Genomic DNA, 12,483 nt, shown 5'->3' with positions numbered 1-12,483 from the left:
CTATCTCCTAGTAAGCCCCTGATAAAAGCGCGCCTGCGCCCGGTACGATGGGCTCCAGGTCGAGTGCCTTGAGCATGGCGTAGGTGGTCGCGATAGCTGCGGTAACCACCGGCTTACCGGTCAGGGCTTCGACCTTGGCGACGGCCGGCAGCGATGGCATTTGTACACAAGCTGACAAGACGATAGCGTCCACGTTACTTAAATCGAGACTGGCGACGATTTCGGGGAGATTGGCGGGATCGTGGCGAGCGACATCCAGGTTATTGGGGATCTCAAGCGCTCGGTAGTCGAGCACGTCAATGCCTTCCTGACGGATGTAGTCCACCACCATTTCGGTCAACGGCTTCATGTAGGGAGCCACCACCACCACGCGCTTGGCCTTCATCACACCCAGGGCATCCACCAGAGCACCTGCACTGGTCACCACGGGCGTATCGCAGCCGTTTTCTGCGGTTCGGCTGCGCAGGCGCTTTTGCGACGCTCGGTGGTAGCCAGGCCCCATCGCCATAATGGCGACTAAACAGGCATACCCCATCACATCCACTGCCGCGTCAGAGAGCTCTAGGGCGCAGCGGTCAGACTCTGCATCCATGGCCGCCAACTCATCCTTGCTGACGGTCTTCATGCGCATACGGCTGGAGTGGAAGGTAAAACGTTCTGGGCGAATTAACTGCCGCGCCGCCAGCATCGCGGGGATCTCAGTCTCCATAGTGATATTGGAGCTGGGAACGATCTGGCCGATACGGTATGTCTTGGTCATGGCATTTCGGGTGATAGCACTGTGGGTCATGATTATTGGCCTTTGTTAGAGTTGTGTGCCCAGAAAGTCTTCAAAGGCGGCAAAAAAGCCATCGAAGTCATCCCAGGGAATCATATGGCCCGCTTGTTCCGCGGTGGAAATGCGAATCGTCGGCAGCAGGGTGCGTATTTCGGCGCGATCTTCATCTTGGATAACACCGCCCTTGCCTGCACACATCAGCAGCGTGGGCACTTTGATACCGGGAAAATCCTGGTGGATATCGACGCTGTGGAACTCTTCAAACGCCTGAACGATGGCGGGCTCAAAGCAGGTGTGTAGCCACTCGGCGCGTAACCGCAGCTGCTCGTCGCTCCAGGTGGGGCAGTAGTGGCGCATGGTCTCGATATTGGCACCCCGCGTGCAGTCGCGAATCGAATCCACGTACCAGGGCAGTTTGCTGGGGTACTCACGGCGTCCTGGCCCTGAAACCGGTGGGTCGATAAGTACCAGTTTGTCGATTCCCTTGGCGCCGCGACTCATGGCGCGTAGCGCAAAGCGCGCACCCATGGAGTGGCCCGCCAGGATGACATTGCTTAGACCTAGCGCATCGATAAAGGCGATCACATCATCAGCGCAAGTGTCGGTGTCATAATCGAGCTCGGGCCCGGTAGACGACAAACCACGACCACGGACATCCAGCACATAAGTGTCGAAGTGCTGACCGAGTCGCTCGGCCACAAAACGCCAGGTGATGGCCGGGCTGGTAATGCCCGGTATCAGTACCAGCGGCTGGCGCGAGGTCTCGGCGCTGTCACCAAAACGCAGGTAGTGCTGACGAATACCATTGGCGTGCACGTTGGCGCCATAGAGATAGGTGCTGCTCATGCTGGGCTCCCTTGGCTGGTGGGTTGCTTCAGCGTTACTTCAAAGGGGTCATAGGCGAATACCCAGGCCGGGTCTTCGTCTTCCCGTAACCAGGTATTGTCATGGGAAACCTGCTGAACCCGCGAGGCGCGTTCAAAACGGTTGGTGCGGTAAAGTTCGAATGCCTGTTGGTAGTGCTCGGCGCCCACTTCCTCCAGGCAGCGCACTAGCATGGCGGCATCCTCGATGGCCATAGCGGCGCCCTGGGCCATATGTGGCTTCATCGGGTGGCAGGCATCGCCCAGCAACACTAGCCGATTTTCATGCCACAGGGGTAGCGGGCTGCGCTCCAATAGGGGCCACTTGGTAACGCTTTCAGTACAGTCGATTAGCGCTTGTACGGTGGGGTGGTACCCCTCGAATGCTTTGCGCATCTCTTCCCGTGAGCTGTCGACGAAGGAAGTGCCGTGGTTCCAATCGGGTTCAGGCACGCCGGTCACGTAGTAGTACTCCTTCTCGTCGCCGGTCACGAAGTACACCATCATGTGCCGGTCTTCCGACCACCACTTCACGCAGGCTTCGAAATCCAGGTCGTATGCTTTGAGTTTTTCCGCCGAGATAATCGCCCGGTGAGCGACCCAACCACTGTAAATAGGCGCTTCAGGGCCAAGCAGCTTCTCGCGTAGCCGCGAGTTAACGCCATCAGCGCCGATCACCAAATCTGCCTCTTCGGTTGAGCCATCGGCAAAGATCATGACCACCTTGTCGCCGCTGTCATCCACATCGACCAGGCGCTTATCGAAATAGAGGTTGTCCTGGTCGAGCGTGCTGACCATCAATTCGTGCAGATCACCACGGTGTACGGTGATGTAGGCCGCCCCATAGTTTTCGCGAGCAAACTCGCCTAGCGGGATGCGAGACTGATACTCGCCGGTCATACCGTTGCGGCTAAACCAGTAATCGGGGTGTGAGCCCATGGCATTGAGCTTCTCCTCAATGCCGATCCGGCGCATCACTTTCATCACGTTGGGGCCAAGGTGAATGCCCGCCCCAAGGCGTGCAAACGCTGGTGCCTGTTCGTACACCTTGGTGGGGTAACCCGCTTGCTGCAGCAGCGCGCCTGCAGCGGCGCCGCCAAGGCCCGCGCCAATAACGGCGATGGTGGGTTTGTTGTTCATATCCTGGTTTCCTCGCTGTTTTATACGCCTATCACTCGTTTCTGAATGCGTTCGTGAATGCTATAAAACAACGTATACACCATTTATTTTTTGGTCAAGAATTAGTTTCGAAATTATTTTTTAATGGTAATAATGCAGTATTTTTAAGTAAATAAATGAATTTAATGGATTTTTTGTTGTTTTTTGGGTTTTGTGCAAAACTTGAAAAACGCATCCATTGAGTGCTATACGTTTATTAGGCTTATTTTTATAGCGTACGCACCTTTAATGCTCGATGGGCATTAGCTCTGCACTTAGCTGGTGCAAGTGAATTGGCCGTATGTGAAAGGTAGATGAAAATAGGCGGGTTTAAGGTGCTACGAAGCGTGTTTGGCAGGCAGTGTTTATTAGTAATATCTAAGTCATATCCAAGCCCTATTCAGAGCAAAAGGGCGGGCTTAACAATAACGATGATGATCCCCTATGACGCTAAAGCTAACTATCAATGGGCAAGAACGCGAGCTGGCCGTGCCGCCGCAGACACCACTGCTCAATGTGTTGCGTAATGACCTGGCGCTCAATGGGCCCAAGTATGGGTGTGGTTTGGGCGAGTGTGGGGCATGCAGCGTATTGATCGATGGCATGGCCGCACGCACCTGCGTGCTGCCCGTGTCCGCTGCCGTTGGCCATGAGGTAACCACCCTTGATGGTCTTTCCCAGGGCGGTGAGCTTGACCCTGTACAGCAAGCCTTTATCGATGCTCAGGCAGCCCAGTGTGGCTACTGTTTGAACGGCATGATCATTACTGTTCGTGCGCTGCTAAACCATAATACCCAACCCTCTGCACAGCAGATTCGCACCGCTTTAGAGCATAACCTCTGTCGATGTGGCACCCATGTTGAAATTCTCCAGGCAGCGGAGCGTGCCGTGGTCATTAACGCGCGCGTTGCAGGAGGCTTCTCATGAGTGAAGGGTCGATGCTCCATGGCCAGCAAAAACAGGCCGGCATCCCCGCGCTGCTAGCGAAGGCACGTTTTGGTGTCGTCGTGCGTCCTCCTTACTACCGGTGGAATGGCGAGCACTTTGATAGTGATCGCTTAGTGGGCGTCGATAGCAGCAGTATTGCCTCACTATCCGGATCTATTGAAGTAGTGGTGGAAGGGAGCTTTGTGGGGGTGGTGGCCGATAGTTTGGCCTTGGCGACCGATGCCGCTAAACAGCTGCAGGTTGAGTGGCAGGCCGTTCACCAGGCGCCCGAAAAAGCGCCTGATAGCGATCAAGCGCCCTGTGAATCGCCTCTTGTTAAGCCTAGCCCGTCATACACGCATTCGAACCATGCGTATGGCTGGCCGAGTCGCATGCGCTGGGGCCATCACCCCAGCTGGGTAATCGCCGATTGCCGCGATCAACAATTGAGTGTGTGGGGGCAAACCGTTACCCCAACGGCGCTTAAACAGGATCTAAGCCGTTTAACCGCGCTGGATATTAGCCAGATTGAGCTTTATAGCTCCGATGGTGAACACACATCACATCAGGCCTCAGGGCTGGGTCGCCATTGCGGTGACGATGCCGCCGTGGATGCAGCGTTGATGTCGCGAGCTGTGGGCGGCCCAGTCGCCGTCTGGCTGGATGCCCGCTACGCCAAGGATGTTCAGGCATTGGGCCAAGCGCAGCGAATTAGCCTAAACGCGGATATTGCCAGTAGTGGTGAGATAGCCCGTTATCACTATCAGCAGGCCAATCTTACTGGTGAGGTGGCTGCCGTTGGGTTGTTGTTAAGTGGCCGGGCCACGATAGCAACGTCTAGTGCTGAGGCCACCGTCGGCGAGCAAGACACAGCGCCGTTCTCGCCCTATGTATTTCGCGATCAATACCTTGCCGCACGCTCCCAGCCAGCTTCGCTCTCCTCCAACTCCACCTTAATGGGGATACAGCAGACGTTTGCGCGGGAATCCTTTTTAGATGAGGTGGCCCGTGAGAGTGATCAAGACCCTGTCGCGCTGCGACTTCGCCATCTTGACGATGCGCGTGGTATTGAGCTGATTGAGTCCGTTGCTAAACGGGCCGAGTGGCAAAGGGCGTTCAATCCATCAGCGGACTCTTTACCCCAGGATCTATTGCGCGGGCGGGGTTTTGCCTACTCCCAACTACCTGACCGCGAACAACGCGTGGAATCGGGCGTGCGCTCTGCCTGGATTGCCGATGTTGAGGTCAATCGTATTACCGGCGATGTCCAGCTTACCCGTTTGGTGGTAGGGCAGGACGCTGGCCCAGATGTGGATACTGATCGCCTTCAGCAAACGCTACAGGCCCGGGTATTGGGCGAGGCGCGCCCCCTTTTGGGGCAGGCGCCCAGTTTCGACGAGTGGGGTGACGGCAGTTGTGCGCTGACTAAAAGTGAATATTCAGCAGGATTACCAACCACCCCTTCTTCGCCAAGCCCTGTTGAGGGAGGTGTTAATCAAACCGTCGGTGAAGACGTTTTAACCGGGGCGGAGCTATCGCCGGGTGTTGCGGTAATAGCCAATGCGCTTTTTGATGCCACCGGCCTGCGTTTTCGCCAACCACCGTTTACCGCCAATCGCGTACGCCAGGCACTCGAAGCTTCGTCCACCGAGGAGGCAGGGCGCCCATCTAAATTGAAACCGCCGCGGTCAACGAAACGGCGCTGGTTAGCCGCTGCAGCGTTCACCACCATTGCGGGCACTGCGGCCATGGCATGGCCGTGGAAAGGGGCCATTGCGCCTGTCTCTCGGCCAGCCGCCAACCTCTACTCCGCCGAGACCATTGAGCGCGGGCGACTCGTTGCGGCTGCAGGTGACTGCGCGGCGTGCCATACCACCGAAGGTGGCGTGACCAATGCCGGTGGGCGTGGGTTTGAGACACCTTTCGGGACGCTCTACAGCACGAACATTACGCCGGATGAGGCGACGGGGATTGGTCAGTGGTCTTACGCAGCCTTTGAGCGCGCCATGCGACACGGCATTAGCCGTGATGGCAGCCACCTTTATCCCGCGTTCCCCTATACGGCATTTGCCAAGACCAGTGATGCCGATTTACAGGCGCTTTACGCCTACTTAATGGCTCAGCCCCCCGTGTCGACTGAAAAAAAAGCCAATGCGCTCACTTTCCCCTTCAGTGTGCGTAGCTTAATGGCAGGCTGGAATACGCTTTATCACGACGCAACTCCTTTTCAGCCTGACCCCATGCAAAGCGAGCTGTATAACCGGGGAGCCTACCTTGCCGAAGGATTAGGCCACTGCAGCGCCTGCCATAGCCCCCGCAATGCCATGGGGGCTGAGAAAAGCGGCGAGGCATATTTTGCCGGTGCCTTTGTAGATGGTTGGGAAGCGCCACCGCTTAATACGCTGTCTCGTGCGCCCATCCCGTGGAGTGAAACATCGCTTTACGACTATCTGCGCCACGGTGAATCTGAGCTACACGGCGTTGCCTCTGGCCCTATGGCCCCAGTGGTAGCGGGGCTGGCAGAGCTACCTGAATATGATGTGCGGGCTATTGCCCACTATGTGGCTGCCCAGATGCAGGCGCCCACAGCTAATAGCGATACGGCCGTGGCGGACGCTACGCAGCGCGTGACCAGTGCCGCCGTTAGCTCAACAGAAATGGAGGCAGGGGAGCGGCTCTTCGAGGGCGCCTGTGCGGCGTGTCATGCTGATTCTGGTGTGCCTACCTTTTCGAGGGCAAGCACTAATCTGGCGCTGAATACCAATTTGCACAGCGATCATCCCGATAACGTTATTCAGTCAATTTTGGGCGGTGTTCACGCCGAACACGTTCCCGGTATTGGTAGCATGCCAGGCTTTGCCGACAGCTTTAGTAATACCCAGGTCGCTGATTTGACGACCTATCTCCGAGCGCGTTTTGCCCCAGACAAAGCGCCTTGGCAACAAGTAAAACAACGTAGCGCAGATTTACGCCAGCCTCACCACAACAACTCACACTCTTCTCCCTGACGGAATAAAACGAGGTGGACTATGAAACGCAGTAAATGGATATGGCTAGTATGGGCAGTCGTCTTGCTGAGCTATTTAGTGCCTTACACCCTATTAAGCGGGGTGACACTTTGGTATGGCAGCTTCCTGTTTTGGGCAGTTGCCGGACTAGTCGTCATTGCGCTGAACGTGTTTATCACTAAAGATTTTGAGGAGCACAGCAATGACTGAGTCACTCATCTGGTGGTCGATTGCCATCTACTTATTAATCGCGATTGGTATTGCGATTATGTCCCGCCAAGGCCCTTCAGAAAGCATGTCCGGCTACTTTTTGGGCAACCGACAAATGAACGGCTTTGTCTCGGCGCTGAGTTACAGTGCCACTACCTACAGCGCTTTTATGATGGTGGGCCTGGCAGGCCTTACCTATGCCGGCGGCGTTGGCGCCCTAGGCTTTGAAATTATCTACTTCGCCGGTGTTTCCCTGGTGGCTATTTTCGGGCCCAAATTCTGGGCGGTGGGCAAGAAGTTTGGCTTTGTAACCCCTAGCGAGATGCTCGGCCACCGCTACAACAGCAAGCATGTGGCCATGGCCGTTTCCATTGCCAGCTGTATCTTCCTGATTCCTTATTCAGCTGTTCAGCTCGCCGGCGTTGGTTACCTGCTGCAAGGCATTACCGATGGGGCGATAACCTTTACCACCGGTGTGGTGCTGGCAACCGTGATTGCTATCTTCTTCTCCTATATTGCCGGTATTCGTTCGGTAATGTGGACCGACTCCCTTCAGGCGATCATGATGATTGTCGCCTCAACGCTGGTGGCTTTCCTGGTAATTCAGGGGCTGGGTGGCTTTGGTGCGCTATTCGATACGCTGGCGACGGAACACCCGCAGTCACTGACGGTACCTGGCCCTGGCCTGTTCAGCTTTGTCACTTTCCTAGGGCTTACGATTCCCTGGTTCTTCTTTAGCCTCTCTAATCCGCAAGTGAGCCAGCGTCTGTTTATGCCCTCTTCGTTGCGCTCCATGCGCCATATGCTGATTGGCTTTCTGGTGTTTGGCTTTATTTACACCATGGTCTCTGTGCTGTGGGGCTTCTCGGCCTTGGCCGCTTTCCCGAGTCTGGAGCGTGCGGATTTAGCCACGCCCACCCTATTGGCTTCGGAGTTTGTGCCACCGGTACTCGGGGTGATTGTGATGATCGGCATTATGGCCGCGGCCGTTTCCACCATCGATTCGATCATGCTGACTCTGGCCTCCATGGTTTCCCGGGATGTCTATGCCAACGTTAAACCGAACGTCAGTGAAAAGCGCCAACTGCTGGTGGGTAAGTTCGTGGTGCCGGTGATTGCGCTAATGGCGCTGGCCTTTGCCGAGCTGCAGCTTGACCTTATTGCGGTGCTGTCGGTGGCTGCCTCTTCGGGGCTGGTTGCCATGGTGCCTGCGCTTATCGGTGCCTTTTATTGGAAGCGCGGTACTGGCGTCGGTGCACTGGTCAGCGTGGTGGGCACCAGCGCCTTTGTACTGTTGATGTATGCCACCGGGAACTCGCTGTTGGGCCTGCCAGCAGGCGTATGGGGCATTGTGGTCGCTAGTGTGCTGTTTGTTGGCGTTAGCCTTATGACCAAACCTCATCAAGCCTCTTCGGATGCCTTCTTTACCGCCATCGCTGAAGAGCTGGGTAAAAAGCGCCGTACTACCACCGATCAAGCGACGAAAGAGGCGGCTGCCTAATTGACGTTCAGCTTTGACCGATAACACCATAGAGCGCTTGGTGTGCCTACAGGCGAGCACGAGCGCTCTCAGTTAACACTTCCCAGTACGCTATAGCTGTGCTTTCGCCTGGGGAGTTAGGAGACTTTATGGATCACGCAAGCTTTGCCGAAATTTGCCTCCATCAGCTAAAAATGTCCGGCGTACATGAAGGCGAAAAACTCGTCGTGCTGACCCAGGGCAGCGAACGCCTCGATTATGCGGATGCCTTTATGGCGGCGGGGCAGCGTTTAGGCGCCAATATGTACCATATGCGGTTACCCGCGCCGCTACCCACCGGTGGCTGGGCCGTGGGAGCAACGGGGCTTGCCAGCATGCCCGATGCGGTGGAAGCGCTTAAAAACTGCGACATGTTGATCGATTGTATTTTCCTGCTGTTCTCTCCCGAGCAAATGGCGATCCAAGCCGCGGGTACGCGTATACTGACGGCGGTTGAGCCCCCGGAACTGCTGGCCAGAATGCTGCCTACCAAGGAGCTAAGGGAAAAGGTCGAGCTGGCCGCCGCGCTGCTGGAAAAAGCCAAAGTGATGCGCATCACCTCGCCCCACGGCACTGATGTCACCTACCAGCTGAATACGTATGAGACGGTTGCTGAATATGCCTGTACTGACGAACCGGGGCGTTGGGATCACTGGCCCTCTGGCTTTGTATTTACCGGCGGCGATGACGATGGCGTCGATGGCACCATTGTGGTAGCGCCGGGCGATATTCTGCTCCCCCAGAACATGTATGTCAGAGAGCCCATTACCTACACCATTGAGAAGGGCTGGATTACCGATATACGCGGCGGGCTCGATGCGGAGCTGGTGAAGTCCTATATGGATAGCTTTAATGACCCGCGCGGCATGGGCATGAGCCATGTGGGCTGGGGCATGAACCCTAATGCCAAATGGCACCGCATGGTGCCGGGGGAGTTCCCTGGTGGTATGGGAATGGAACCACGCAGCTTCTATGGCAACGTGATGTTCTCCACCGGCCCGAACAGCGAACTGGGTGGGTCTAACGATACTGCCTGCCACCTGGACATTCCCATGCGCAACTGCTCGCTGTTTCTCGATGATGAGCCTATCGTGCTTGATGGCGATATCGTCGTTAAAGAGCTGCAGATGGCTAGGGGTTAATACGCTAATAAGTAGTGATACTGATAAAAAGCCAGCGTTAACTATTCACTGAGGTCGGAATCAACCCGTAGCGGGGGTCTTTCGCCATGGATGGCGAAAGTAGCGCCCATGGATGGGTTCACAGCGCCCCCGCGTAGGGTTGTGCAGACCGTTGGGTTGCTTTTGCGGCTACTTCTTCCAAACCATTAACTGCTTTCGGTAATCTTCCTGCGCCTGGCTGGCGCTGACAGGGGTTAGCCACACTTCAGTGCCGGGCAAACACTGGGCCAGCGCAGCGCAGGCGATGGGAGTGAGGGCGCCTAGGCGCGGGTAGCCGCCGATTGTCTGGCGGTCGTTCATTAGCACGATAGGCTGGCCGTCCGGCGGTACTTGAACGGCTCCCAGGGGAATGCCTTCGGAAATAATCCCCGTGAGTGAGCCGTGTAGGGCAGGGCCGGTGAGGCGGACGCCCATGCGGTCGGCGCGGTTATCCACTGTCCAGGGCTGGTTGAATGCCTGAAACAGCGCGCGACCGCTAAACGAGGCGATTTGCGAACCGAGTACGATGGGTAAGCGGCAGCCCGAAGCGGGCATCTGCGGCCCTTGGTCTTCAGGAATACGGCGCACCGCTGGAGCGGCGCCTTTCCAGGTCAAACGGTCGCCCACTTTTAGGGGTTTACCATCTTCATCCAGGCCACCCAGTTGCTCACGGACGGTGCAGGCGCGGCTGCCCAGCACCTCCGGTGCATTTAACCCGCCGGGAAAAGCGAGATAGGCGCGCAGGCCCTGACGCGGCTGGCGAAACTCCAGGCGCTGGCCAGGCAATAGCTTAAAGCTGGTATTGGGGGCAAGTGGCTTGCCATCAAGTTGGACGTCTAAATCAGCGCCGCTTAGCGCCAAGCGCACTTCGCGTTCGGTTTCAAAGCTCAAACCGCCGCCCATGACGATTTCCAGCGCGGCGCTGTTTAAAGCGTTGCCCAGTAGCCAGTTAGCCCAGCGAAAAGAGATCCAGTCGGCGGCGCCGCCCTGAGTAACGCCTAAGTGGCCGACGCCAAACCGGCCGACATCTTGGATAAGCGCCAGCGGCCCCGCCTGTTTAACCACTAGCCCTTTTTGTGTTTCATTCATGGCGGCTTGGCTCATGGGCGTTCCTCCATGGGCGTAGTGTCGCCACCATCTGCTTCAAACTCCTCCCGGGAGATCGCTCTAAAGCGCACCTTGTCGCCAGGGCGAAACAGCGGCTCGCCACGCTTGGCATGCTCGAATAGCGGCACGTTGGTGCGACCCAGAATATTCCAGCCGCCCGGCGAGAGCAGCGGATAAATCGCGGTTTGGCGATCGGCAATGCCTACACTGCCTGCCGCCACCTTGCGGCGCGGCGTTTTCAAGCGCGGCGTCGCGAGAGCTTCATCTACCAGGCCCATAAAGCCGTAACCGGGGGCAAACCCTAGCGCGAACACGCAGTAATCGTGGTTGCAGTGCTGCTCGATAAGCTCGTCAATGCTTAAACCTGCGCGCTTGGCGACCAGGGGCAACTCGGGGCCCACGCTTTCGTCGTACCAGACCGGAATGTCGTGCAGCTCACCGGCTTGAGTATCCACAGGGGTAAGACCAGAAAGCGCCTTGTGAATAAGTTGAATCGCCTCGCTATGGGTTAACTGCTGGCAGTCGTAATGCAGCAACAGCGTGGTGTAAGAGGGCACCAGGTCAATTAACATGCTTCCAAAGGCGTTACGCAGTGCCTGATCGGCGGCGATTACCCAGGCCATATTGGATTCGTCGATGGTGTCGAACAGGCGCACCATCAGGGCATCCATGGCGGCGGTTTCAACACGTACGTTAGTGCTTCTTTCAGCTTTTTTTTCAGTAATGGGTTTCACGCCTGCTCCAGCGCCTGAAAGGCCTCGCGAATAGCGCGCACGGCGGCCACTGACTCCGGGTTATCGCCGTGAACGCAGAGCGTATCGCAGGCTAGCTGCAGCGGCGTACCATCAAGCGCGGTGAGCGGCTCGCCTTTAGCCAGCATTACTGCTTGATTGACGATAGTGTTTTGGTCGTGGTGCACGGCGTTAGGCAGGCGACGTGAGGCCAAGTGGCCATTGCCATCATAAGCACGGTCGGCAAAAGTCTCGAACCAGAGGGTAATGCCCATTTTGGCGGCTAGCTCGCGGTGCGGCTCGGGGTCGGCAGTGGACATAATCATTAACGGCAGGCTGGCATCGTAAGCACGTACCGCGCGCATGACGCCTTCGAGCAGCGCCGGGTTGGCGGCCATATCGTTGTACAGCGCACCATGCGGTTTGATGTAGCTCAGTTGGGTGCCTTCCGCTTGGCAGATGCCTGCCAAAGCCCCCACTTGGTAGAGCACCATATCTTCCGCTTCTTCCGGCGAGCAGGCCATTGAGCGGCGGCCAAAGCCCATCAAATCCGGGTAACCCGGGTGCGCGCCAATACGAACGCCATGTTGTACCGCTAGTTTGACGGTGCGGCGCATCACATGGGGGTCAGAGGCATGGAAGCCGCAGGCGATATTGGCGCAGTCGACGAAAGGCATCGCCTCGGCATCCAGGCCGAGGTGCCAGTTGCCGAAACTTTCGCCCATATCGCAATTAAGCAGGGGGATGGCCATAGCGACTCCTGTGTCGATGCAGTGGGTGCGTTTGATGGGTTAGCGCTGATTGTAGCCCATCACCAATATATGAACATGGCTTGCCCAGTGCCAATCGTTTTTGACGATACTAACTATCGGGCGCTTCTATCATATTGTTATTTATTGGAAAAAGGGTTGACGCTTGGGCACGATACGCTTATCACATTAGTAGCGGGGCGTGATAATAACGTTGGTGGAATAGCGCTGCTGAAAGTGGTCTTAAAGTTGCATAGTGTTCTTCAAGTTGCG

The 12,483-nt window shown here is 56.7% G+C and carries 11 protein-coding genes; 5 read left to right on the top strand and 6 right to left on the bottom strand.

The genetic code is table 11. The features are described from left to right. Nucleotides 1–7: 7 nt before the first annotated feature. The 3 genes from OM794_RS20140 to OM794_RS20130 are packed head-to-tail and all read right to left on the bottom strand — an operon-like array spanning nt 8 to nt 2,781. Nucleotides 8–790 (bottom strand): Asp/Glu racemase, encoded by a 783-nt coding sequence (locus tag OM794_RS20140; protein WP_319001043.1) that lies wholly within the window; start codon nt 788–790, stop codon nt 8–10. Between the two features lie 15 nt (nt 791–805). Further along, the gene (locus OM794_RS20135) at nt 806–1,624 is read right to left on the bottom strand and encodes an alpha/beta fold hydrolase (protein ID WP_226246675.1); all 819 of its coding nucleotides are present in this window, start codon (nt 1,622–1,624) and stop codon (nt 806–808) included. Further along, nucleotides 1,621–2,781, bottom strand: a complete 1,161-nt coding sequence (locus OM794_RS20130) for an FAD-dependent monooxygenase (RefSeq protein WP_226246676.1) — start codon at nt 2,779–2,781, stop codon at nt 1,621–1,623. The genes OM794_RS20135 and OM794_RS20130 overlap by 4 nt, the downstream gene beginning before the upstream one ends. Nucleotides 2,782–3,243: 462 nt before the next feature. Here OM794_RS20130 and OM794_RS20125 point away from each other — a divergent pair, with 462 nt between their 5' ends. The 5 genes from OM794_RS20125 (at nt 3,244) to OM794_RS20105 (ending at nt 9,605) form a co-directional block, all read left to right on the top strand. Further along, nucleotides 3,244–3,726, top strand: coding sequence for a (2Fe-2S)-binding protein (locus tag OM794_RS20125; RefSeq protein ID WP_265153994.1), 483 nt, complete (start codon nt 3,244–3,246; stop codon nt 3,724–3,726). Continuing rightward, nucleotides 3,723–6,734 carry a molybdopterin-dependent oxidoreductase gene (locus tag OM794_RS20120; RefSeq protein WP_265153993.1) on the top strand — a complete coding sequence of 1,004 codons (3,012 nt, stop codon included), beginning with the start codon at nt 3,723–3,725 and terminating at the stop codon, nt 6,732–6,734. Before OM794_RS20125 ends, OM794_RS20120 begins: the two co-directional genes overlap by 4 nt. A 21-nt stretch (nt 6,735–6,755) precedes the next feature. Further along, complete coding sequence (locus OM794_RS20115; protein WP_088699225.1) at nt 6,756–6,944, top strand: hypothetical protein; 189 nt, start codon at nt 6,756–6,758, stop codon at nt 6,942–6,944. Continuing rightward, entirely contained in the window at nt 6,937–8,445 is a 1,509-nt protein-coding gene (locus OM794_RS20110; protein ID WP_088699226.1) for a sodium:solute symporter family protein, read from the top strand. Before OM794_RS20115 ends, OM794_RS20110 begins: the two co-directional genes overlap by 8 nt. A 128-nt stretch (nt 8,446–8,573) precedes the next feature. Then, on the top strand, nt 8,574–9,605 hold the full coding sequence (locus tag OM794_RS20105) for a leucyl aminopeptidase (protein WP_226246679.1): 1,032 nt from the start codon (nt 8,574–8,576) through the stop codon (nt 9,603–9,605). Nucleotides 9,606–9,773: 168 nt separating this feature from the next. On the opposite strand, the gene OM794_RS20100 is transcribed toward OM794_RS20105, so the two are convergent. Genes OM794_RS20100 through OM794_RS20090 form a run of 3 tightly spaced genes read right to left on the bottom strand, consistent with a single transcriptional unit; the run spans nt 9,774 to nt 12,213 of the window. Beyond that, nucleotides 9,774–10,727 (bottom strand): biotin-dependent carboxyltransferase family protein, encoded by a 954-nt coding sequence (locus OM794_RS20100; protein WP_226246680.1) that lies wholly within the window; start codon nt 10,725–10,727, stop codon nt 9,774–9,776. Continuing rightward, entirely contained in the window at nt 10,724–11,464 is a 741-nt protein-coding gene (gene pxpB / locus OM794_RS20095; protein WP_265153992.1) for a 5-oxoprolinase subunit PxpB, read from the bottom strand. Before pxpB ends, OM794_RS20100 begins: the two co-directional genes overlap by 4 nt. Then, nucleotides 11,461–12,213, bottom strand: coding sequence for a 5-oxoprolinase subunit PxpA (locus OM794_RS20090; protein WP_226246681.1), 753 nt, complete (start codon nt 12,211–12,213; stop codon nt 11,461–11,463). The genes pxpB and OM794_RS20090 overlap by 4 nt, the downstream gene beginning before the upstream one ends. Nucleotides 12,214–12,483 lie beyond the last annotated feature (270 nt).

Source organism: Halomonas sp. BDJS001 (assembly GCF_026104355.1).
GTDB lineage: Bacteria > Pseudomonadota > Gammaproteobacteria > Pseudomonadales > Halomonadaceae > Vreelandella.
This window is presented reverse-complemented; position numbering and strand designations above follow the sequence as displayed.

Bases quoted from the DNA above. Each gene is read 5' to 3' on its own strand.
- OM794_RS20115 (WP_088699225.1), top strand. From the start codon at position 6,756: ATGAAACGCAGTAAATGGATATGGCTAGTATGGGCAGTCGTCTTGCTG.
- OM794_RS20120 (WP_265153993.1), top strand. From the start codon at position 3,723: ATGAGTGAAGGGTCGATGCTCCATGGCCAGCAAAAACAGGCCGGCATC.
- OM794_RS20105 (WP_226246679.1), top strand. From the start codon at position 8,574: ATGGATCACGCAAGCTTTGCCGAAATTTGCCTCCATCAGCTAAAAATG.
- OM794_RS20135 (WP_226246675.1), bottom strand. From the start codon at position 1,624: ATGAGCAGCACCTATCTCTATGGCGCCAACGTGCACGCCAATGGTATT.
- OM794_RS20140 (WP_319001043.1), bottom strand. From the start codon at position 790: ATGACCCACAGTGCTATCACCCGAAATGCCATGACCAAGACATACCGT.
- OM794_RS20090 (WP_226246681.1), bottom strand. From the start codon at position 12,213: ATGGCCATCCCCCTGCTTAATTGCGATATGGGCGAAAGTTTCGGCAAC.
- OM794_RS20130 (WP_226246676.1), bottom strand. From the start codon at position 2,781: ATGAACAACAAACCCACCATCGCCGTTATTGGCGCGGGCCTTGGCGGC.
- OM794_RS20100 (WP_226246680.1), bottom strand. From the start codon at position 10,727: ATGAGCCAAGCCGCCATGAATGAAACACAAAAAGGGCTAGTGGTTAAA.
- OM794_RS20110 (WP_088699226.1), top strand. From the start codon at position 6,937: ATGACTGAGTCACTCATCTGGTGGTCGATTGCCATCTACTTATTAATC.
- OM794_RS20125 (WP_265153994.1), top strand. From the start codon at position 3,244: ATGACGCTAAAGCTAACTATCAATGGGCAAGAACGCGAGCTGGCCGTG.